The organism is Stenotrophomonas sp. 10N36, from assembly GCF_056395005.1.
Genome location: NZ_JBFTIS010000001.1, coordinates 281,419 through 302,018 on the forward strand (window position 1 = coordinate 281,419; position 20,600 = coordinate 302,018).

A 20,600-nucleotide genomic window follows, 5' to 3' on the forward strand; every position below is an offset into this window, starting at 1 on the left:
AATGACCGGCACCGACGCCCCCTTCCTCCGAACCCTGTGCAGCCTGCGCTGGCTGGCCGTGGCCGGCCAGGCCGCCACGATCCTGGTGGCCACCTCGGTGCTGGGGCTGGAACTGCCGCAGCTGCCGCTGTGGGCGGGGGTGGCCGCGCTGACCCTGTTCAACCTGTACGCGCAGCTGCGCGTGAACGACGCCGACACCGCGCCGGTGACCGCCTTCGGCCACATCCTGGTGGACGTCAGCGTGCTCACCTGGATGGTCGGCTGGAGCGGCGGCATCGGCAATCCGTTCGGCTCGCTGTTCCTGATCCTGATCGCCCTGGCCGCGCTCGCCCTGCCCCTGCGCTGGACCCTGGCGGTGGCCGCGACCTGCCTGATCGGCTACGCGGTCAGCGGCATCTTCGGGCTGCCTTTGCCGGCCGGCTACTTCACCGCCATGCAGATGCACCAGTGGGGCGTAGTCTGCAACTTCCTGTTGTCGGCCACGGTGGTGCTGGTGTTCGCCACCCGCCTGGCGATCGCCCTGCGCCACCGCGAGCATGAGCTGGCCCTGCTGCGCGAACGCTTCGTGCGCAATGAAGGCATCGTCGCCCTGGCCACCCATGCCGCGTCGGTGGCCCATGAGCTCAACACGCCGCTGGCCACCATGACCCTGCTGGCCGATGACATCGCCGACCAGACCAACAGCAGCGAAGTGCGCGATGACGTGGATACACTGCGCGAGCTGCTGGTGCAGTGCCGCGAGCGGGTGCTGGCGCTGGCCCGCCCGGCCGCCGGCGACGCCCCCGGGCGCGACACCGTGACCCTGCCGCAGGTGCTGGAACAGTGGCGGCTGGTGCGCCCGACCATCACCCTCAAGCGCAACGACGACGCACCGTTGAAACTGCCACTGGACCCGGGCATCGGGCACCTGCTGATGGTGCTGCTCAACAACGCCGCCGACGCCGGCGAGAAAGCCGAGCGCCCGCAGGTGGACCTGACGTTGCGCATTGAAGGGGACACATTGATCGGCGAAGTGCGCGACTACGGCCACGGCTTCGATGCCCGCCAGGCGGTTCTGCCCGGCACCCTGTTCAACAGCGGCAAGGCGCAGGGCATGGGCGTGGGCCTGGCCCTGTCGCACGCCACCATTGAACGCCTGGACGGCGAACTGTGGATGCGCCCGGCCAACGGCGCCGGCACCCGCGTCGGCTTCCGCCTGCCTTTGACGTCTTCGGAGACTTCCGCATGAACATTCCCACCCTGCCCGCTGCCAGCCATGGCCTGCTGGTCGACGACGACGAGCTGTACCTGCGCACCCTGCAGCGCAGCCTGGGCCGCAAAGGCCTGGAAACGGTGACCGCCAGCGACATTGCCTCGGCGCTGTTGCTGGCCCGGCAGAACCCGCCGGCATATGCGCTGATCGACCTGAAGCTGGGCTCCGAATCCGGCCTGTCGCTGATCCAGCCGCTGCGCGCCCTGCGCGAAGACATGCGGATTTTGCTGGTCACCGGCTACGCCAGCATCGCCACCGCGGTGGAAGCGATCAAGCTGGGCGCCGACGATTACCTGCCCAAGCCGGCCACCGTGCCGATGATCCTGCGTGCGCTGGGCGAAGAAGACGATGGCCCGGCCGACGATGGCGACCTGGAGCCACCGGACGCGATGACCCCGATCAGCCGGCTGCAGTGGGAACACATCCAGCAGGCCATGCACGAAACCGGCGGCAACGTATCGGCCGCCGCGCGCCTGCTCGGCATGCACCGCCGCTCGCTGCAGCGCAAGCTGGCCAAGCGGCCGAGTCCGGAACGCGACCCGAGCCGGTAAGGCCCAGCGCGAATCGACCGCGCAAACACCGGCGCAACAACCGGTAGAGCCGACCGTTGGTCGGCTGCTCTTCACCACAACGATCAACACCGCGCGCTGCGCGCGATAGCCGACCAACGGTCGGCTCTACCTGCCCTTTTAGTCGGCCCTACCCGCACTGAACCTGCATCGATAGAGCCGACCGTTGGTCGGCTGCTCAAACACGGGCGCATCAACCGGTAGAGCCGACCGTTGGTCGGCTGCTCTTCGCCACGACGACCAACACCGCGCGTTGCGCGCGATAGCCGACCAACGGTCGGCTCTACCTGCCCTTTTAGCCGACCAACGGTCGGCTCTACCCGGCCTTTAGCCGATCAACGGTCGGATCTACGCGGTGGTCAGGCGGTCAGGCGGCCCAGCAACTCCAGCGTCACCGGGTCGGTGATCGCATGCGCTTCACCCTGCAACGCCGGCAGCAACTGGCTGGCCAGCTGCTTGCCCAGCTCCACGCCGAACTGGTCGAAGGCGTTGATGTTCCAGATGATCGACTGCACGTACACGGCGTGTTCGTACATGGCGATCAGCGCGCCAAGCGACTGCGGGGTGAGCGCGTCGAGCAGGATCAGCGTGCTCGGGCGGCCACCGGGATACGCGCGGTGCGGGTCGTCGCTGCCCTGGCCGTTGGCCAGCGCTTCGGTCTGTGCCAGCAGGTTGGCCATCAGCGCCTGATGGTTGACCACGTACGGGTCATCGTTGCGCACGCAGCCGATGAAATCGGCCGGAATCACGCTCGTGCCCTGGTGCAGTGCCTGGAAGAAGCTGTGCTGCACGTCGGTGCCTGCCCCGCCCCACCACACCGGCACGGTGTCGCTGGCAACCGGGCTGCCATCGAGCTGCACACGCTTGCCCAGGCTTTCCATCACCAGCTGCTGCAGGTAGGCCGGCAGCAGCGCCAGACGTTGGTCGTAGGTCATCACCGCATGCGTGGCATGGCCCAGCAGGTTGCGGTTCCAGATATCGGTCAGGGCATGCAGGACCGGCAGGTTCTGCTCGAGCGGCGCGGTGAGCGCGTGTTCGTCCATCTGCGCGGCACCGGCCAGCAGCTGTTCGAAACGCTCGAAGCCGATCGCTAGCGCGATCGGGAACCCGACCGCCGACCACAGCGAGTAGCGCCCGCCCACCCAGTCCCACATCGGCAGCACGCGGCCGGCGGCGATCGAGAAGGCCTTGGCCGCCCGCTCCGGGTTGGCGCTGACCGCGTACAGGCGTTCGCTGCCGCCCAGCCAGTCATGCAGGATCTGCCCGTTGAGCAGGGTTTCCTGGGTGCCGAAGGTCTTGGAAATCAGGACGCCGGCGGTGGTGGCCGGGTCGAGCGTGGCCAGCGTGCGCTGCATGGCGGCGCCGTCCACGTTGGAAACGAAATGCACGCGGAAGCGCGCGCCACTGACCGGGCGCAACGCGTCGGCAACCAGGCGCGGGCCGAGGTCCGAGCCACCGATGCCGACACTGACGATGTCGGTGACGTTGGTCTTTTCCAGCGCGGCGATCAGGTCGCCCATCTGCGCGCGGACCTGGGCGGCAGTGGCGAAGGCTTCGCCGGCCACCGGTGCGCCGCTGAGGTCGCCCCGCAATGCGGTATGCAGCGCTGCGCGGCCTTCGGTCAGGTTGACCGTTTCACCGCGGAACAGGCGCTGGAAGCCGCCGGCGACATCGCGCTCGGCGGCCAGCTGCAGCAGTGCGTCCAACGCCGCGCGGTCGTACTTCTGCCGCGCGAAATTGACGTACAACGGACCGACCCGCAACCCCAGCGATTGTGCGCGGCCCGGTTCGGCGGCGATCAACGAAGGGATGCTTGCGCCACGCAGGCGCTGGGCATGGGAGTGGAGCGGGTCGAATCCGTTGTGCTGTGTCATGCGGCCTGGGTCGGGATGCTGTCGTTGGTGTGGGAGATCTGGTTCTTGCCGTCCACATATACCAACTTCGGCTTGAAGCTGTCAGCTTCTTCTTCGCTCATGCTGGCGAACGCCGCGATGATGATGATGTCGCCGACCTGCACGTGGCGCGCCGCGCCGCCGTTGAGCGACACCACGCCACTGCCGGCTTCGGCACGGATGGCATAGGTGGAGAAACGCGCACCGTTGGTGACGTCCCAGATGTGCACCTGTTCGAACTCACGGATGCCGGTGGCCTGCAGCAGGTTGTCATCGATGGCGATGGAACCTTCGTAGTTCAGCTCGGAGTGGGTGACGGTGGCGCGGTGGATCTTGGTCTTGAGCAGGGACAGATGCATGGCAACGGGACAACGGTAAAGGAAAGGGAAATTCTAGCACCCGCCGGACAACGGGCAGGGCAAGCCGCGCCCGCCCGCGCCGGGGGCTGCCAGCGGTTCAGCATCGTCACGACCCCACCCGACCCGCGGTATTGCCACCCCATGGGTGGCTGCACGGTCATCTGGGGTCACATCCGCGGGACGGTGGACGCCCCGGGGTACCCCCTCAATCCCGGGGGTTGCCCCTCAGAACTCCAGGTTGTCGATCAACCGGGTGTTGCCGATGCGCGCGGCGATCAGGGCCACGCGGGTGCCGTCATTGGCGTCGGCCGGCTCGGACAGGTCCGGCTTGCGCACCACCGCATAGTCCACCTGGAACCCGGCGGCCTGCAGGGCGGCGGTGGCCTCGGCTTCGATCAGGCTGCGGGTCTTGCCGGCAATGAAGCCCTCGCGCATGCCCAGCAGCACCTGGTGGATGGTGGTCGAGACCGGGCGCTGGTCGGCGTTGAGGTACTGGTTGCGCGAGCTCATCGCCAGGCCGTCGGTTTCACGCACGATGTCCCCGCCCACCACCTGGATCGGGAAGGCCAGGTCTTCCACCATCTGGCGGATCACCGCCAGCTGCTGGTAGTCCTTCTTGCCGAAGGCGGCCACGTCCGGCTGCACCTGGTTGAACAGGCGCGAGACCACCGTGCACACGCCATCGAAATGGCCCGGGCGGTGGGCGCCTTCCAGCAGGCCACTGATGCCCGGCACGTTGACGCTGGCCGCCAGTTCGATGCCGAACGGATACATCGATTCGACAGTCGGCAGCCACAGCACGTCGCAGCCAGCCTGCTCCAACCCGGAGGTGTCGGCTTCCGGGGTGCGCGGGTAGCGGGTGAAGTCTTCGTTGGGGCCGAACTGGGTCGGATTGACGAAGACACTGGAGACCACGCGGTCGGCGTACTGCCGGGCCAGCGTGACCAGCGAGTAGTGGCCCGCATGCAGGTTGCCCATGGTGGGGACCAGCGCGACGCGCAGGCCCTCACGCTTCCAGCCGTTGACGACGGCGCGCAGGCGGGACAGTTCGGTGACGGTTTCGATCATGAGGCGTAGGCGTGTTCTGCGTCGGGGAAGGAGCCGTCGCGCACGGCGTCGGCGTAGGCACGGACAGCACCGGCGACCGAACCGCCGTCGGCAAGGAAATCCTTGACGAACTTCGGTCGGCGATGGCCGCTGTCCAGGCCAAGGAAATCATGCAGCACCAGCACCTGGCCGTCGCAGCCGGGGCCGGCGCCGATACCGATGGTGGGCACGGACACGTCGGCGGTGACCTGGGTGGCGACCGGGGTAGGCACGCACTCCAGCACGATCAGGGTGGCACCGGCGGCGACCGCCGCCTTGGCGTCGTCGCGCAGCTGCTGGGCGGCATCGCCCCGGCCCTGCACGCGGTAACCGCCCAGGCGCAGCACCGACTGCGGGGTCAGGCCCAGGTGCGAGCAGACCGGGATCTCGCGCTCGACCAGGTAGCGGATGATGTCCAGCTTGAACCCGGCGCCTTCGATCTTGACCATCTCCGCGCCGGCCTGCAGCAGGCGCAGCGAGGCATCCAGCGCGCGTTCGGGCGTGGCGTCGGCGCCGAACGGCAGGTCGGCCACCAGCAGCGCACGCTGCAGCACGCGGGACACGGCGCGGGTGTGGTAGACCATGTCGTCGGTGGTCACCGGCAGGGTCGAATCATGCCCCTGCACCACCATGCCCAGCGAGTCGCCAATCAGGATCAGGTCCACGCCGTTGGCGTCGAACGCACGCGCAAACCCGGCGTCATAGGCGGTCAACATCACCAGCTTCTGGCCGTTGCGCTTGGCCTCGGCCAGGGCGGGAACGGTCCAGGGCTTGCTGTCTGCGTGGGTACTCATGAGCTGATAACCGGTGGCGATAAGCCCCGCATTATCCCCCTATTGGCGCGATCCCGCAGGCCTCGACCCGCATCACAGCATCCCGCACACGGCCGTGGCCGGGAATCACCGCGTCCGGGGCAACGTCGGCCAGCGGCAGCAGCGCGAACGCGCGTTCGTGCAGGTAGGGATGCGGGACCTTCAGCTGCGGCAGGTCGATCACGTCCTCGCCGAACAGCAGCAGGTCCAGGTCCAGCGTGCGCGGCCCCCAGTGCACGCCCGGCTGGCGGACCCGGCCGAAGTCGCGCTCGATGCCCAGCAGCGCGTCCAGCAGTTCCGGGCCACTCAGCGCGGTGTCGAGCAGCGCGGCGGCGTTGACGAACGCCGGCTGGTCTTCATTGCCCCAGGGCGGCGTGCTGTACAACAGGGAGCGCGCGCGCAGCGTGGTGCGCGGCACCCCTGCCAGGGCCTCGAACGCGTCGCGCAGGGTCTGCGCGGCGTCGCCCAGGTTGGCGCCCAATCCAATGCAGGCAGCGGTCACGTCTTACTCGCCCGTGGCGGCCCCGCCCGGACGACGGCGCCGGCGCCGACGCTTGCGCGGTGCACCGTCTTCGTCGACCTCACCCTCGACATGCGCCGCATCCAGCGCCGAATCCAGCTCCGGGCCGGACTGCAGCTGGGCTTCGCGCCAGAACTCGACGTCGGCGCTGTGCTCGCTGGAGGCCACCTGGCGCAACACCAGGAAGTCGTAGGCGGCGCGGAAGCGCGGATGGGTCAGGGTGCGGATCACGCGCTTGCGCTGGCGCGAGCTGAAACGCCCCTGCAGCAGCCAGATCTCCTGCATCGGCAGCGAGAAGCGGCGCGGCAGCGCGATGGTGGTCAGCTGGTGCAAGGTGACGCGGTCGGCGGCGCGACGCTGCGCCTCTTCCAGCGCCACGCCCTGCTTCTGCAGGCTGGCCAGGGCGCGGCAGAACGCCGGCCACAGCAGCAGCGCGAACAGGAACGACGGCGACACCGGCTCATCATTGGCCACGCGCAGGTCGGTGTTGTGCAGACCTTCGATGACCATGCGGCGCAGCGCGCCACTGCGGTTGCTGCGCAGCGCGGCGGCACTTTCCGGGAACATGACGTCCAGCAGGCCGTAACGCTCCAGGCCTTCGAAGCTGGCCACGCCGTGCCCGGACAGGAACAGCTTGAGCACTTCCTCGAACAGGCGCGCCGGCGCGGCTTCGGCCAGCAGGCCGGCAAGCCGCGGCAGCGGCTCGGCGCTGGCGTCGTCGATCTGGAAGCCGAGCTTGGCCGCCAGGCGCACCGCGCGCAGCATCCGCACCGGGTCTTCCTGGTAGCGCTTTTCCGGGTCGCCGATGAGTTTCATCAGGCGCGCCTGGACGTCTTCGAAGCCGCCGGTGTAGTCGCGCACCGAGAAGTCCTCGATCGCGTAGTACAGGGCGTTGCAGGTGAAGTCACGGCGGATCGCGTCGTCTTCGATGCTGCCGTAGACGTTGTCGCGGACCAGCATGCCGTTTTCCATCTCGCGGTCGCCGCTGCCATCGTCGATGTTGGCGCGGAAGGTGGCCACTTCGATGATTTCGCGACCGAACACCACATGGGCCAGCCGGAAGCGGCGGCCAATCAGGCGGCAGTTGCGGAACAGCGCCTTGACCTGTTCCGGGGTGGCATCGGTGGCCACGTCGAAGTCCTTGGGGTTGCCTCCGACCAGCAGGTCGCGCACGGCGCCCCCGACAAGGTAGCCAGCGAACCCGGAATCACGCAGCCGGTACAACACGCGCAACGCGTTGGGGCTGATGTCCTTGCGGGAGATGGTGTGCTGGTCGCGCGGAATCACGCGCAGGCTGAACGGTGATGTAGCAGAAGAATTGATGTTGGCGCTTCCGGTTGAGTTTTCGGGATTGCCCAATGGCATCTAGGTCCATATACTAGCGCGCTGCGCAGTTCGCGACAAAGCCTGCTCCCTTCGTCTAATGGTTAGGACGTGGCCCTCTCAAGGCTAAAACAGGGGTTCGAGTCCCCTAGGGAGCACCAGTCGCGCTGCACGGAAGCCAAAAACCCCGCCACGGCGGGGTTTTTTGCGTTCCAGGCCCGGGCCCGCCGGCCCCTGCCCTGCCAGGCGCGCAGCGGGGAGCACACACTGCCCGCTGCACCGGCCGACCGGGTCGCCCCGGTCGGGCGCGCGCTCAGCCCTCCATCTGCTCCAGTTCCTTGCCCTTGGTCTCCTTGACGAAGCGCAGCACGAAGAACACCGACAGCACCGCGGCCACCGTATAGATGCCGTACGCCCCGGCCAGACCGATGCTGCCCAGCAGGACCGGGAAGGACACGGTGATGGCGAAGTTGGCCGTCCACTGCGCCGCGCCGGCCACCGCCAGCCCCGAGCCGCGGATCTGGTTGGGGAACATCTCGCCCAGCATCACCCACATCACCGGGCCCCAGGACATGTTGAAGAAGATCACGTAGACATTCGCCGCCACCAGCGCCAGCACGCCCATGCTGTCGGACAGCTGCAGCTTGCCGCCGGCATCCAGCGAGCCGCTGGCGAAGGCGATGGTGACCAGCGCCAGCGAGATCGCCATGCCCACCGAGCCGATCCACAGCAGCGGCTTGCGGCCGATGCGGTCGATCAGCACCACGGTGACCAGGCAGGCACCGATGCTCAGCGCACCGGAGAGTACGTTGATCAGCAGCGCGTCGTTCTCCGAGAAACCCACCGCCTGCCACAGCACCGCGCCGTAGTAGAAGACGACGTTGATGCCCACCAGCTGCTGGAACACGGCCAGACCGATGCCGATCCAGACGATCGGGCGCAGCTTGCCGGTGGCCTTGCTGATCAGGTCGGAGAAGGTCGGGCGGTGCTGGTCCTGGGACAACGAGCCTTCGATCTCGGTGATCTTGGCCTGCGCCTCGGCCGGCCCGTACAGACGGGTCAGCACCGCCAAGGCCTGGTCACGGCGCCCTTTGACCACCAGGAAGCGCGGGCTTTCCGGGATCACCAGCAGCAGGCACAGGAACAGCAGCGAGGGGATGGCCTGCATCCAGAACATCCAGCGCCATGCCGCCTGGCCCAGCCACAGGGACTCGGTGGAGGCGCCGGCCGCCTTGGCCAGCAGGTAGTTGCTCAGGAAGGCGCAGAACAACCCGCTGATGATCGCGATCTGCTGCACCGTGGCCAGCCGCCCGCGGTACCGGGCCGAGGCCACCTCGGCAATGTAGGCCGGCGACATCACGCTGGCCGCACCCACCGCGAAGCCGCCGATCACCCGGGCGATGATGAACACCGTGGAGCTGTGCGCCGCACCGGCCCCCAGGGCCGAGAACAGGAACATCACCGCGGCGATGATCAGCACGCCGCGGCGGCCGAGCCGGTCGCCAAGGCGGCCGGCGAAGAACGCACCGATCGCGCAGCCGAGCAGCATCGAGGCCACCTCGAAGCCGATCCCGGCCGAGCTGGACTGGAACGTGTCCTTGAGGCCATCGACGGTGCCGTTGATCACGCCGCTGTCGAACCCGAACAGGAAGCCACCGATGGTGGCCACGCAGCTGATCAGGATGATGAAGCCGGTGTTCTCGCCGCTGCCGGCACGTGTACTGCTGAGCGAAGCACTGGTCATGGGAAACCCTGGGTTGAAGGGACGCTGCGCACGACCGCAGCAGGGACGGATGGCGCAGGTTCTCATACCTTTCGCGCCGGCTGGGCGGCGGCGGGTGGGCCGGGGCACGGCGACGGCCCGCGGCGGCGTGCGCGCATCGCCGCGCTGGACCACCGGTTGATCACCGACGCCCTCCACTGCGACCATGCCCGCCTGGCCGCCCTGCCCACTCCCGGGCGTGGCGCGGCATTGTCGAGGAGCGCCTGCCCATGCCCATGTTCGTTCGCCCGATCACCCCATCCCGCTGTGGCGCCACGCCGATCGTGCGGATGCCCACCGGTGCGTCGCAATGAGCCTCGAACGCGCGCCGGCCACGCTGGCGGTGGACAGCCGCTGCACCCACGGCGAGGGCGTGCTCTGGTGCGACCGGCGGCAGAGCCTGCTCTGGATCGACATCGCCGAACGTCGGCTGTGGCAGCACACCCCGGCCAGCGGCAGCACGCGCCACTGGGTGTTGCCGGACCGCCCCGGCTGCATCGGGTTGTTCGACGATGGCACGCTGCTGGTTGCATTGGTCAGTTCGCTGCATCGCGCCGACCTGGCTGCCGCCACCGACGATGCGTTGCCGCTGCAGTGGCTGGCCGATGTGGACCCACACAACGCGTACACGCGCAGCAACGATGGCCGCGCCGACCGCCACGGCAACTTCGTGTTCGGCACCATGAACGAACACCCGGCGCGGGCCGCCGATGGCCGCTTCTATCAGTACTCCAGCCGCCACGGCCTGCGCGCACTGCCGCTGCCGGGCATCGTGATTCCCAACGCGATCAGCTTCAGCCTGGATGGCCGCACGCTGTACTGGTGTGATTCGGTGACGCCGCAGATCATGGCCTGCGATTACGACCCCGAGCGCGCCAGCACCGCCAACGTGCGTGTGTTCACCACGCTGGCCAACCGCGCTGCCGAGCCCGACGGGTCGGCGGTGGACGCCGACGGGCGGGTCTGGAACGCGCAATGGCGGGCCAGCCAGGTGAGCTGCTATGGCGCCGACGGCACACTGCTGCAGGTGCAGCCGGTGCCGGTCAAGAACCCCACCTGCGTTGCCTTCGGCGGCCCCGACCTGCGCACCTTGTACGTGATCAGTTCACAGCTGGACCACACGCCCGAGGCACTGGCCGCAAGCCCGCATGCGGGCAGCCTGTTCAGCGCGCGCCAGGACCACCCCGGTCTGCCGGAGAGCCGGGTCCACGTGGCCTGACCGGCTGCGGGCCGGGCATGCACCGGGCGGTCAGGCAGCGGAGACACACGTGCACAGGGAATCCCCGCGCCCAGCGCGCGGGTGCGCAGACACCGCAACCGTCCGGCCCGATCGCCATGCAGACCCCGCAACGCGTTGCTGCACAAGGGCTGCCCCGACTTACCTGGACATCCGGGCGGGCCGACTTAGCACGCCACGCCAGCATTCAGGCACAACCTGTTCTAGAATTACGCGGCTTAACGCCGGATTTCCCCATGCCTTTCGTCGTCACCGAAAACTGCATCAAGTGCAAACACACCGATTGCGTGGAAGTGTGTCCCGTGGATTGCTTCCATGAAGGCCCGAACTTCCTGGTGATCGACCCGGACGAGTGCATCGACTGCACCCTGTGCGAACCCGAATGCCCGGTCAACGCGATCTTCCCCGAAGACGACGTGCCCGCCGGACAGGAAGCGTTCGTCGCCCTGAACGCCGAGCTGGCCAAGGCCTGGCCGGTGCTGACCGTGCGCAAGGACCCGCCCGCCGACGCCGGCGAATGGGACGGCAAGCCGGACAAGCTGCCCCTTCTGGAACGCTGAGCCGCAGCATGCCGCAAACGAAAAGGGCGCCGAGGGCGCCCTTTTCGTTTCTCCAGCCGGATCCCCGAACGAAAAAGGGCGCCTAGGGCGCCCTTTTGTTTCCCGAACCGGATCCCCGGTAGTGCCGGCCGCTGGCCGGCTGCCCTTCGCCCCAACGCCATAAGCGTCAGAGCCGGGCAGGCACGCAATGCACACCTGCCCGGCCAGCAACCGGACCTACCGCGGGCTTCCTTACGGAGCCAGCTTCGCCTTCAGCTCGCCCAGCAGCTTGGTCGGGGCGGCACCGGTGGCCGGCAGGCCGCGCGGGTCAACGGCCGACACGTAGGCGCCGGCTTCCACGCCGACCACGCGGACCAGGAAGTCGCTGCCTTCGTAGGCCACGTCATAGGACCCCAGCAGCTGTGCCTTGCTGGCAATCTTCACGCCGGCCACCGATTCCAGCGCGGTGCCGACCTTGCCGAACACCTCGTCCTTGCTGCCCGGCACGGTGAAGCCTGCCGCGTTGGTCGGGGCCTGGGTGGACGCTGCCGCCGGCGCCGGCTTGGCCGCCTGCGACGCCAACACCGGTACCTGGGCGGCCGGGCTGCCGCCCGGGGCGTTCAGGTCCGGCGGCACTTCCAGCGGACGCATTTCCGGCGCCAGCGCGTAGTCGCCCTTGGCCCCGCGCTTGAAGCAACCGGTGGTACCCACGAGGGTGGCAGTGGCCAGGATCGCGAAGGACAACACGCGGATGGCGGAAACGGATTGACGCATGGGAATCTCCTGGGTGACCACGGGTGGTCAGTGGTTGGATAGTGCTTCCAGCGCACCGATATCGGTGGCCAGGTGTTCGGCAGCGGCATGGTGCGCCGCAGACAGGGACAGCAGCGGCAGGCGAAGCCCGTGGCCGATGCCGATCCGGCGCAGCAGGTCCTTCACCGGGATCGGATTGGACTCCACGCCGCAGAATTCATGGAACGGTTCCAGGCGGGCATCCCACGCCTCGGTCGCCTCGCGCTCGCCGGCCGCAGCCAGGTCGCACATGCGTCGGTACGCGCCCGGCAAGGCATTGGAGCCCACCGAGATCAAGCCATCCACGCCGGACAGGATCGAGCGCGCCGCGGTGCCGTCATCGCCACTGAGAACGGCAAAATCGGCTGAACGCAGCGCCAGCAGGGCCTGCACGCGGCCCACATCGCCCACCGCTTCCTTGATGCCCACGATGTTCGGGTGGGCAGCCAGCACGGCCACGGTCTCGGGCAGCATGTCGCAGCCGGTCCGGCCGGGCACGTTGTACAGGATCACCGGCAACCCGCCCTGGTCGGCGACGGCGCGGTAATGGGCGATGAGCCCTTCCTGGGTGGGGCGCACGTAGGGCGGGGTCACCACCAGCGCATGGGTGGCGCCGCTGGCGGCCGCACGGCGGGTCTGTTCGATGGTTTTGGCCGTGCCCGACAGGCCCGTCCCGGCCAGCACCGGGATGCGCCCGGCCACGGTTTTGACCGCGCTGCGCAGCAGCTGGTCGTACTCGTCGTCGGACAGGGTGGCGGCCTCGCCGGTCGAACCGGCGACCACCACCCCGTGAACGCCACCCTCCAGTTGCAGATGCAGCAGGCGCTGCCAACCGTCGGGATCCAATGCGCCATCGGCCTTGAAAGGCGTGGCCAGCGCGGTGATGAGACCGGAAAGGGACAAGGAAACGTTGCTCGGAAGAAAGGGGGAACCCAGCGGGCCTAAACGCCGGCCGGATGTACGTTGCATGTTACTTGCGGGTCGAAAGCACGGGCAAGTATGCTGGACTCCGGCGAACGTGCCGTCGCCGGCCGTTCAGACTCACCTTGCATCACCCGGAACCCTCTTGACCGACACCACGCCGCGGCCTGCGCCGACCGAAAACCATCTCCTGATCAACGCCTACACGACGCATCCGGAGTCCCCCCTGCTGCCCGTCACCCGGCGTATCTCCGACAGCGGTTGCAACCTGGTCGATGCACGCCTGGCCACGGTGGGCCGCGACGTCTCGGTGACCGCGCTGGCCACCGGCTCGTGGGACGCGGTGGCCAAGCTGGAAGCCATGCTGACCCGGCTCGAGCGCGAAGAAGGCCTGAAGCTGGTGTGGTACCGCACCGGTGCCAAGCAGGCGCAGTCCAACCTGCTGCCGTACATCGTGGAAGTGATCGCCGCCGACAAGCCGGGCATCCTCTTCCAGCTGGCCGATTTCTTCGACCGCCAGGGCATCACCATCGAAAATCTGCAGAGCACCCGCTACCGGGCGATGCAGACCGGGGCGGAGATGTTCTCGGCGCAGGTCACCATCGGGGTGCCGGCCAACATGCACATCGCCGCGCTGCGCGACGATTTCCTCGAGTTCTGCGACCACCTGAACCTGGATGCCATCATGGATCCGATGAAGTTCTGATCGTTCGCGCGTTCGTCACGGGCGCGCAGCGTTTCATGCAGTTGTAATGGCACGACCCCAGGATCCGGAAAGGAACCCATGAACGACGGCGACACCCTGGACAGCACCACCCTCGCACTGCCGCTGGCGTTGTCCGGCGGCGAGCACACCTCTCTCGGCGCACTCGCCGGCCAGTGGCTGGTGCTGTACTTCTACCCGAAGGACAGCACCCCGGGCTGCACCACCGAAGGCATCGACTTCAACGCCCTGCTGCCCGAATTCACCCGCCTCGATGCGCGCGTGTTCGGCGTCTCCCGCGATTCGGTCAAATCCCACGACAACTTCTGCGCCAAGCAGGGCTTCGCCTTCCCGCTGATCAGCGATGGCGACGAAGCGCTGTGCACCGCCTTCGACGTGATCAAGCTCAAGAACATGTACGGCAAGCAGGTGCGTGGCATCGAGCGCAGCACCTTCCTCATTTCGCCGGACAGTCGTATCGTGCAGACGTGGCGCAAGGTCAAGGTGGCCGGCCACGCAGACACCGTCCTTGAAGCCCTGAAGGCCGCGAAAACCCAGTGACCAACCTGCACCCCCCAATGGCCATCACCCTGCCCTGCAGGCTGTGATGGCTTGTCCCTGTTCTGCCACCAGGAAATGACGATGACCCGAGGCAAGCGCATCTACGTTCTGGATACCAACGTGCTCATGCACGATCCGACCGCGCTGTTCAAGTTCGAGGAGCATGATGTCTACCTGCCGATGCAGGTGATCGAAGAGCTGGACAACGGCAAGAAGGGCACCACCGAGGCCAGCCGCAACGCGCGCCAGGTCAGCCGTTTCCTCAACGAGCTGGTGCAGGCGTCGGGCCTGGACAACCTGGCCGACGGCATTCCGCTGCTTCGGCCCAACGGGCTGCAGCTGCGCGGCAAGCAGAGCGTGGGCCTGCTGCGTTTCCAGACCAGTCATTTCGACGCGGGCAAGAGCTTTGGCGCGGTCATCCCGGACAACGCCATCCTCGGCGCGATCCTGGCGCTGAAGGAGCAGATCCCCGAGATTCCGGTGGTGTTCGTTTCCAAGGACATCAACCTGCGGATCAAGGCGGCCATCGCCGGCATCGTGTCCGAAGACTACGAGAACGACCGCGCGCTGGACGATTTCAGCCTGCTCTACACCGGCGCCACCGAGCTGCCGGAAGACTTCYGGAAGAAGCACACCGACAACCTGCGCAGCTGGAGCGACAAGGGCCGCACCAGTTACGAAATCATCGCCAGCGAAGACGAGAGCTGGCACCCCAACCAGTACGCCTACCTGCCGGGCGACGATGAAGTCGAACTGCGCGTGGCCAAGGTGGACGGCGACAAGATCACCCTGTCGCTGGTCAACGACTTCCGCCACGGCAGCCACGCGGTGTGGGGCATCAGCGCGCGCAACCGCGAGCAGAATTTCGCCCTCAACGCACTGATGGACCCGGAGATCGATTTCGTCACCCTGCTCGGCACCGCCGGTACCGGCAAGACCCTGCTGGCACTGGCCGCCGGCCTGGCCCAGACCATGGACCAGCAGCGCTACCGCGAGATCATCATGACCCGTGCCACGGTCAGCGTCGGCGAAGACATCGGCTTCCTGCCGGGCACCGAGGAAGAAAAGATGACGCCGTGGATGGGCGCGCTCACCGACAACCTGGAAGTGCTCACCCACACCCAGGAAGGCGGCGCGTGGGGCCGTGCGGCCACCAACGACCTGATCGCCAGCCGGATCAAGATCCGCTCGCTGAACTTCATGCGCGGGCGTACCTTCCTGTCGCGCTACCTGATCCTGGACGAAGCGCAGAATCTCACCCCCAAGCAGATGAAGACCCTGATCACCCGTGCCGGCCCCGGCACCAAGATCGTCTGCCTGGGCAACGTCGAACAGATCGACACCCCGTACTTGACCGAAACCACCTCGGGCCTGACCTACGCGGTGGACCGCTTCAAGAACTGGCCGCACAGCGCCCACGTCACGCTGCGTCGTGGCGAGCGTTCGCGCCTGGCCGATTACGCCTCGGAGGTGTTGTGAGCCGTTCCCTGTCCCGTGCCGTCCTGCCGCTGGCGCTTGCCGCGCTGGCGGCCGCCTGCACGCCTGCCAACGTCCGCCCGGGCGCCAGCGTGCCCACCGCGGTCAAGACCGGCCAGTCCTGGGTGGTCACCCGCCCGGTGATCGCCGCCCAGGTGCTGGACACCTGCTCACGTTCCAGCCCCGGCCGCGAGGCCGGGGCGGTCACCGGCTACTGGGCGCCCAGCCGCCAGCAGGTGGAGCAGTTGGAAGCCCAGCTGCCCGGCCTGGACGCCCAGGTGCCCCATGCCGCCGATTTCGACCGGCAGTACGTCGGCATCGAGATGGGCGGCAGGCAGCTGATCTACCTCAACGCCTTCCATCTGCCCGACGGCACCGACATCGACCCGGCGCGCGACGCCATCCGGGTCTGTGACGGCGGGGCGCAGTTCTGGGGCGCGGTGTTCGATCCGGCCACCGGCAGCTTCTCCGATGTGCAGTTCAACGGCCCGCCGAAGGGCCGTTGAGCATGGCCCTGACCGTGCCGCGATGAGCCGCCCGCACGCCGGATGAGCATCCGGCTTCCGACCTGGGTCTGGATCGGTGCGATCGCGCTGTCCTGCGTGGCCGGCATGGTCAATGTGGTCGGCTTCCTGGGATTCGAACACCAGGCGGTGAGCCACATGACCGGCACCACCAGCCAGCTTGGCATGGCGCTGGCACAACGCGACTGGCGTGTGGTCGGCCACCTGTGGGGCCTGCTGATCGCGTTCTGCCTGGGCGCGATGCTCAGCGGCATGATCGTGCAGGACAGCACCCTGCAACTGGGCCGCCGCTATGGGGTGGTGCTCACGCTGGAATCGCTGTTGCTGCTGGCCGCCATCCCGCTGTTCAAACAGCACCAGATCTGGGGCGCACTGGCCGCGGCGATGGCCTGCGGGTTGCAGAACGCCATGGCCACCACCTTCAGCGGTGCGGTGGTGCGCACCACCCACCTCAGCGGCATGTTCACCGACCTGGGCATCGGCCTGGGCCACCTGCTGCGCGGGTTGCCATTGCCGATCCGGCGCTTGACCCTGAGCGGGCTGATCGTCAGCGGCTTCCTCGCCGGCGGCATCCTGGGTGCGTGGCTGTTCCTGCGCTGGGGGTACGACGCGCTGCTCGCCCCTGCCCTGCTGACCGGCTGCACCGGCCTGGGCTACATGCTGTTCCAGCAATGGCGGCGGTGGCGCGCGCGCTGAGCAGCACGCCAGCGGCAAACATTGCACAATCGCCGCATGACGCCCTCCTCTCCCGTTTCCGCCCTCACCATCGCCGGCTCCGACTCCGGCGGTGGCGCCGGCATCCAGGCCGACCTCAAGGCGTTCGCCGCCCACCGCGTGCATGGCCTGTCGGCGATTGCCGCGCTGACCGCGCAGAACACCCGCGGCGTCAGCGCGGTCCACGTGCCGCCGCTGGCATTCCTGCAGGCACAGATCGACGCCTGCTTTGCCGACTTCGACATCCACGCCGTGAAGCTGGGCATGCTGGCCAATGCCGAGGTGATCGGGCTGGTGGCCGATGCGCTGGAGAAGTACCGCCCCACGCACGTGGTGCTGGACCCGGTGATGGTGGCCACCAGCGGTGCCAGGCTGCTGGAGGACAGCGCGCTGCACGCGATGCGCACGCGCCTGCTGCCACTGGCTACGCTGCTGACCCCGAACATTCCCGAAGCGGAGCTGCTGCTCGGCCGCCCCATCACCAGTGCCGACGAAGCCGAGGATGCCGCTGCGGCCCTGCTCGATCTCGGTGCCGGCGCGGTGCTGCTGAAAGGCGGGCACCTGCAAGAAGGTGCCCGCGTGGTCGACCGCTACTTCGACGGCGTCACCCGCGACGAGTTCATCCACGCCCGCCTGCCGGTGGACGCCCATGGCACCGGCTGCACGCTGGCCTCGGCGATCACCGCGCAGTTGTGCCAGGGCCTGTCGTTGCCCAATGCCTGTGAAGCGGCCATCGACTACGTCGCCCGCGGCCTGCAGGGGGGCTACTACCCGGGGCGCAGCGAGGTGCTGGTGATCGACCATTTCGGCGCGGCGCGCCCGGCATGATCGAGGCGCTGACGTTACCGGTCGTTGCCGCCGACGACCACCGTTTCGACCTGCTGGCCCGCGTGCCGGCCCAACCACGCGCGCGCCTGCTGTGGCTGCCGGCACTGGGCGTGGCGGCACGCCACTACCTGCCGCTGGCCGATGCGCTGGCCGCGCACGGCATCGCCGTGTACCTGCACGAGTGGCGCGGCAACGGCAGCAGCAGCCTGCGCCCCTCGCGCACGCAGGACTGGGGCTATCGCGAGATCCTCTACCACGACCTGCCGGCCAGCCTGGCCGCCCTCCCGCGGGACGGCGCGATGGACACGCTCATCGGCGGGCACAGTCTGGGCGGGCAGCTGGCCTGCTGCTTTGCCGGGCTGCATCCGGCGGTGTTCCAGCGGTTGTGGCTGGTCGCCAGCGGCACGCCGTACTGGCGCACCTTCCCCGGCCCACGCGGCTGGACGCTGCCGTTGATCTACCGCTTCCTGCCCTGGCTGGCGCAACGCCAGGGTGTGCTGCACGGGCGCCGGCTGGGGTTCGGTGGCACCGAGGCACGCGGCCTGATCGGCGACTGGGCCCGGGTCGGGCTGAACAATCATTTCGCCGGCGTCGGCATCACCGACGACCTGGAAGCCGGCCTGCGCACCGTGCGCGGCCGCGCCACGGCCGTGGTGATGGCGCAGGACTGGCTGGCGCCGGTCCCTTCGATGCAGGGCCTGCTGGCCAAGCTGCCGCAGGTGCAGGCCACGCTGCGCGTGCTCGATGCGGCGACGCTGGGAACCGATGCGGATCACTTCGCATGGATGAAATCGCCGCAGGCCGTGGCCACGCTGCTTTTTCATTCATTTGAGTGAAGTTCTTCACAAAGGCGTTGACGAATGCGGCCCACATCCGCATAATTCCGCTCCTGTTGACGCGCCCGTAGCTCAGTTGGATAGAGTACCTGGCTACGAACCAGGCGGTCGGGAGTTCGAATCTCTCCGGGCGCACCATCAACAGGTTGCCAACTCCGCCGTTGGCATTAGCAGTACAACGTGATGTAAATGCGCCCGTAGCTCAGTTGGATAGAGTACCTGGCTACGAACCAGGCGGTCGGGAGTTCGAATCTCTCCGGGCGCACCATTACATCGCACAGCAGGCTCGCCTGCCCTCCCGTCGAACGTGGCAACACGTACGGCAGGACGCACAACCAGACAATGCAAATGCGCCCGTAGCTCAGTTGGATAGAGTACCTGGCTACGAACCAGGCGGTCGGGAGTTCGAATCTCTCCGGGCGCACCATTGCATCGATGAAAAACGGCAGCCTTGGGCTGCTGTTTTTTTTTGCGTTCTGGATCAGCCAACGCGCGTCGACCGACCCGCCTTGACCTTCGAACGACCGCGTATGGGCGGCTCGTCATGACCCTTGAACAACCACGCGTAGTGCCGGCCGCTGGCCGGCTCGTCATGATCCTCGAACCACCACGCGTAGTGCCGGCCGCTGGCCGGCTCGCCATGAACGCTGGGAGATTTGCGTGGAGCCGGCCAGCGGCCGGCACTACGGGATGCTGGGATCGCCTGGTGTCGGCCAGCGACACCTATCCCGCGATCATCCGCGCGGCGCTTGCGCCTGCAGCTGCGCCATCACCAGTTGGTCGGCCTCATGCGGCATCTCCGGCGCGGCGCACTGCGCGCCGGCAGGGCTCTCCTGCGCGAGCCAGTCGTCCACCACCCCACCCAGCAGGTCCAGCCGCAACGGCAGCGTGATGTGGTCTTCGCCGCGCATTTCGATGTAGTGCACGCGCGGGCTGGCCAAGGCCAGCCGTCGGCCCTGGTCCACCCGCACGTGCTGATCATCCTGCCCGTGCACCAGCAATACGCAGGCACGCGTGTCGGCCAGCGCGCGCGCCACATCGACGCGATCCAGGTCCAGGTCCAGGCGCTGGCTGGCCGCGGCAATCACCGCGTCGATGTCCTGCCCGCCGTAGCGCCAGCGCCCGTAGGCGGCCATCGCCTGGGCCTTCCACGCGCTGGGCTGCAATGCCATCAGGTGCGGGATCATGCTGCGGATGGCATCGCCGGCATTGGCGAAGGACTCCATCGCCACCACGCCGCTGACCCGGTCGCCCAGCTTGTCGGCGGCAAACACCGCCGTGGCCGCGCCGTAGGACACACCGAACAGGTACAGCGGCCCCACCACTTCACCGCGCGCCTGCAGCGCATCGATCACGTCGATCACATCGTCCGACTCGAACGTGCCATAGCCCGACGGCCCCGCACCGGAATGGCCGTGGTTGCGCAGGTCGATGGTGACCACGCGGTAGCCGGCCTGGGCCAGCTGCAGCGACCACGGCAGCATCGCATCGCCGTTCATCATCCAGCCGTGCAGCAGCACCACGGTGCCGCGCGGCGGCTGCGCGCGGAACGGCGCAGGCAGCGCCAACGCAAGTCCGGTCTGCAGCGGCTCGCCGTTCTCGTGCTGCTGGGCCAGATATTCGTAGCGCAGCCCGTACTGGCCCGGGTCGAACGCCCGCCAGAAGATCGGCACGCCGGCCCGGCTGGTGACCCGGCCATGCCGGTTGGGCACGCCGTCCACCGCCGCGGCAATGCGCGCGGTGTCCAGCAACGTGGACACGCCACCGGGCGCGACCAGCCGGTCGCTGAGCGAGGTCGAGGCAGCGGTGGAGGTGAGCGAGGAGCAGGCAGCCAGCCACAGGCCGGCCCCGGCCAGCAACAACAGCAGCAGGCGCTTCATGAGGGACACACGGA

At 68.0% G+C, this 20,600-nt stretch carries 21 protein-coding genes and 4 tRNA genes; 15 read left to right on the forward strand and 10 right to left on the reverse strand.

Translation table 11 applies throughout. The annotated features are described in order from the left end of the window. Position 1: 1 nt before the first annotated feature. A complete protein-coding gene (locus AC1DCJ_RS01295) occupies positions 2-1,228 on the forward strand; it encodes an ATP-binding protein (protein WP_038689069.1) in 1,227 nt (408 codons plus the stop codon). Next, on the forward strand, positions 1,225-1,803 hold the full coding sequence (locus AC1DCJ_RS01300) for a response regulator transcription factor (RefSeq protein WP_038689071.1): 579 nt from the start codon (positions 1,225-1,227) through the stop codon (positions 1,801-1,803). Before AC1DCJ_RS01295 ends, AC1DCJ_RS01300 begins: the two co-directional genes overlap by 4 nt. A 377-nt stretch (positions 1,804-2,180) precedes the next feature. Here the strand turns inward: AC1DCJ_RS01300 and pgi are convergent, their stop codons facing one another. The 6 genes from pgi to pcnB all read right to left on the reverse strand — a co-directional run bounded on the left by pgi (position 2,181) and on the right by pcnB (position 7,849). Then, positions 2,181-3,695 (reverse strand): glucose-6-phosphate isomerase, encoded by a 1,515-nt coding sequence (pgi, locus tag AC1DCJ_RS01305; protein ID WP_038689073.1) that lies wholly within the window; start codon positions 3,693-3,695, stop codon positions 2,181-2,183. Continuing rightward, a complete protein-coding gene (panD, locus tag AC1DCJ_RS01310; RefSeq protein WP_038689075.1) occupies positions 3,692-4,072 on the reverse strand; it encodes an aspartate 1-decarboxylase in 381 nt (126 codons plus the stop codon). The genes pgi and panD overlap by 4 nt, the downstream gene beginning before the upstream one ends. 225 nt (positions 4,073-4,297) lie before the next feature. After that, positions 4,298-5,140, reverse strand: a complete 843-nt coding sequence (gene panC / locus AC1DCJ_RS01315) for a pantoate--beta-alanine ligase (protein ID WP_137189159.1) — start codon at positions 5,138-5,140, stop codon at positions 4,298-4,300. Further along, positions 5,137-5,952 (reverse strand): 3-methyl-2-oxobutanoate hydroxymethyltransferase, encoded by an 816-nt coding sequence (gene panB, locus AC1DCJ_RS01320; protein WP_141058681.1) that lies wholly within the window; start codon positions 5,950-5,952, stop codon positions 5,137-5,139. Before panB ends, panC begins: the two co-directional genes overlap by 4 nt. Positions 5,953-5,983: 31 nt before the next feature. Further along, positions 5,984-6,472 carry a 2-amino-4-hydroxy-6-hydroxymethyldihydropteridine diphosphokinase gene (gene folK / locus AC1DCJ_RS01325; protein WP_478069908.1) on the reverse strand — a complete coding sequence of 163 codons (489 nt, stop codon included), beginning with the start codon at positions 6,470-6,472 and terminating at the stop codon, positions 5,984-5,986. 3 nt (positions 6,473-6,475) lie between these two features. Continuing rightward, positions 6,476-7,849: a polynucleotide adenylyltransferase PcnB gene (gene pcnB, locus AC1DCJ_RS01330; protein WP_038689084.1), complete on the reverse strand. Its 1,374-nt coding sequence runs from the start codon at positions 7,847-7,849 to the stop codon at positions 6,476-6,478. Between the two features lie 50 nt (positions 7,850-7,899). Between pcnB and AC1DCJ_RS01335 the strand changes: the two genes are divergently transcribed. Further along, positions 7,900-7,974, forward strand: a tRNA-Glu gene (locus AC1DCJ_RS01335). Positions 7,975-8,126: 152 nt separating this feature from the next. Here AC1DCJ_RS01335 and AC1DCJ_RS01340 read toward each other — a convergent pair. Then, a complete protein-coding gene (locus AC1DCJ_RS01340; RefSeq protein WP_313424569.1) occupies positions 8,127-9,557 on the reverse strand; it encodes a sugar porter family MFS transporter in 1,431 nt (476 codons plus the stop codon). 328 nt (positions 9,558-9,885) lie between these two features. On the opposite strand from AC1DCJ_RS01340, the gene AC1DCJ_RS01345 reads away from it, so the two are divergent. Together AC1DCJ_RS01345 and fdxA are read left to right on the forward strand one after the other, a co-directional pair. Next, on the forward strand, positions 9,886-10,794 hold the full coding sequence (locus tag AC1DCJ_RS01345; protein ID WP_137189156.1) for an SMP-30/gluconolactonase/LRE family protein: 909 nt from the start codon (positions 9,886-9,888) through the stop codon (positions 10,792-10,794). Positions 10,795-11,048: 254 nt separating this feature from the next. Next, positions 11,049-11,372: a ferredoxin FdxA gene (gene fdxA, locus AC1DCJ_RS01350; RefSeq protein ID WP_137189155.1), complete on the forward strand. Its 324-nt coding sequence runs from the start codon at positions 11,049-11,051 to the stop codon at positions 11,370-11,372. Positions 11,373-11,603: 231 nt separating this feature from the next. Here the strand turns inward: fdxA and AC1DCJ_RS01355 are convergent, their stop codons facing one another. Beyond that, positions 11,604-12,125 (reverse strand): hypothetical protein, encoded by a 522-nt coding sequence (locus AC1DCJ_RS01355; protein ID WP_137189154.1) that lies wholly within the window; start codon positions 12,123-12,125, stop codon positions 11,604-11,606. A 27-nt stretch (positions 12,126-12,152) separates the two neighbouring features. Continuing rightward, the gene (gene dapA, locus AC1DCJ_RS01360; protein WP_141058677.1) at positions 12,153-13,046 is read right to left on the reverse strand and encodes a 4-hydroxy-tetrahydrodipicolinate synthase; all 894 of its coding nucleotides are present in this window, start codon (positions 13,044-13,046) and stop codon (positions 12,153-12,155) included. 163 nt (positions 13,047-13,209) lie between these two features. On the opposite strand from dapA, the gene AC1DCJ_RS01365 reads away from it, so the two are divergent. From AC1DCJ_RS01365 to AC1DCJ_RS01410, 10 genes are all read left to right on the forward strand, one after another. Then, positions 13,210-13,770, forward strand: coding sequence for a glycine cleavage system transcriptional repressor (locus AC1DCJ_RS01365; RefSeq protein ID WP_038689096.1), 561 nt, complete (start codon positions 13,210-13,212; stop codon positions 13,768-13,770). Between the two features lie 78 nt (positions 13,771-13,848). Beyond that, positions 13,849-14,328, forward strand: coding sequence for a peroxiredoxin (locus AC1DCJ_RS01370; protein ID WP_478069909.1), 480 nt, complete (start codon positions 13,849-13,851; stop codon positions 14,326-14,328). A gap of 81 nt (positions 14,329-14,409) precedes the next feature. Beyond that, positions 14,410-15,807: a PhoH family protein gene (locus AC1DCJ_RS01375; RefSeq protein ID WP_478069910.1), complete on the forward strand. Its 1,398-nt coding sequence runs from the start codon at positions 14,410-14,412 to the stop codon at positions 15,805-15,807. After that, entirely contained in the window at positions 15,804-16,310 is a 507-nt protein-coding gene (locus AC1DCJ_RS01380) for a hypothetical protein (protein WP_478069911.1), read from the forward strand. Before AC1DCJ_RS01375 ends, AC1DCJ_RS01380 begins: the two co-directional genes overlap by 4 nt. Positions 16,311-16,352: 42 nt before the next feature. After that, positions 16,353-17,024, forward strand: a complete 672-nt coding sequence (locus AC1DCJ_RS01385; RefSeq protein ID WP_313243835.1) for a YoaK family protein — start codon at positions 16,353-16,355, stop codon at positions 17,022-17,024. A gap of 36 nt (positions 17,025-17,060) precedes the next feature. Further along, entirely contained in the window at positions 17,061-17,870 is an 810-nt protein-coding gene (thiD, locus tag AC1DCJ_RS01390; protein ID WP_478069912.1) for a bifunctional hydroxymethylpyrimidine kinase/phosphomethylpyrimidine kinase, read from the forward strand. After that, positions 17,867-18,706 carry an alpha/beta hydrolase family protein gene (locus AC1DCJ_RS01395; protein WP_478069913.1) on the forward strand — a complete coding sequence of 280 codons (840 nt, stop codon included), beginning with the start codon at positions 17,867-17,869 and terminating at the stop codon, positions 18,704-18,706. Before thiD ends, AC1DCJ_RS01395 begins: the two co-directional genes overlap by 4 nt. A 61-nt stretch (positions 18,707-18,767) precedes the next feature. Continuing rightward, positions 18,768-18,844 (forward strand) — tRNA-Arg (locus tag AC1DCJ_RS01400). A 53-nt stretch (positions 18,845-18,897) separates the two neighbouring features. Continuing rightward, positions 18,898-18,974, forward strand: a tRNA-Arg gene (locus AC1DCJ_RS01405). A gap of 82 nt (positions 18,975-19,056) precedes the next feature. Beyond that, positions 19,057-19,133, forward strand: a tRNA-Arg gene (locus AC1DCJ_RS01410). A gap of 307 nt (positions 19,134-19,440) precedes the next feature. Here the strand turns inward: AC1DCJ_RS01410 and AC1DCJ_RS01415 are convergent. Then, positions 19,441-20,586, reverse strand: a complete 1,146-nt coding sequence (locus tag AC1DCJ_RS01415) for an alpha/beta hydrolase family protein (protein WP_478070118.1) — start codon at positions 20,584-20,586, stop codon at positions 19,441-19,443. Positions 20,587-20,600: the final 14 nt, after the last annotated feature.

Coding starts and splice junctions, on each gene's coding strand:
- AC1DCJ_RS01300 (WP_038689071.1), top strand. CDS start 1,225: ATGAACATTCCCACCCTGCCCGCTGCCAGCCATGGCCTGCTGGTCGAC.
- AC1DCJ_RS01385 (WP_313243835.1), top strand. CDS start 16,353: ATGAGCATCCGGCTTCCGACCTGGGTCTGGATCGGTGCGATCGCGCTG.
- fdxA (WP_137189155.1), top strand. CDS start 11,049: ATGCCTTTCGTCGTCACCGAAAACTGCATCAAGTGCAAACACACCGAT.
- panD (WP_038689075.1), bottom strand. CDS start 4,072: ATGCATCTGTCCCTGCTCAAGACCAAGATCCACCGCGCCACCGTCACC.
- AC1DCJ_RS01340 (WP_313424569.1), bottom strand. CDS start 9,557: ATGACCAGTGCTTCGCTCAGCAGTACACGTGCCGGCAGCGGCGAGAAC.
- AC1DCJ_RS01345 (WP_137189156.1), top strand. CDS start 9,886: ATGAGCCTCGAACGCGCGCCGGCCACGCTGGCGGTGGACAGCCGCTGC.
- AC1DCJ_RS01370 (WP_478069909.1), top strand. CDS start 13,849: ATGAACGACGGCGACACCCTGGACAGCACCACCCTCGCACTGCCGCTG.
- thiD (WP_478069912.1), top strand. CDS start 17,061: ATGACGCCCTCCTCTCCCGTTTCCGCCCTCACCATCGCCGGCTCCGAC.
- AC1DCJ_RS01395 (WP_478069913.1), top strand. CDS start 17,867: ATGATCGAGGCGCTGACGTTACCGGTCGTTGCCGCCGACGACCACCGT.
- panB (WP_141058681.1), bottom strand. CDS start 5,952: ATGAGTACCCACGCAGACAGCAAGCCCTGGACCGTTCCCGCCCTGGCC.
- AC1DCJ_RS01295 (WP_038689069.1), top strand. CDS start 2: ATGACCGGCACCGACGCCCCCTTCCTCCGAACCCTGTGCAGCCTGCGC.
- AC1DCJ_RS01355 (WP_137189154.1), bottom strand. CDS start 12,125: ATGCGTCAATCCGTTTCCGCCATCCGCGTGTTGTCCTTCGCGATCCTG.
- AC1DCJ_RS01415 (WP_478070118.1), bottom strand. CDS start 20,586: ATGAAGCGCCTGCTGCTGTTGTTGCTGGCCGGGGCCGGCCTGTGGCTG.
- panC (WP_137189159.1), bottom strand. CDS start 5,140: ATGATCGAAACCGTCACCGAACTGTCCCGCCTGCGCGCCGTCGTCAAC.
- pgi (WP_038689073.1), bottom strand. CDS start 3,695: ATGACACAGCACAACGGATTCGACCCGCTCCACTCCCATGCCCAGCGC.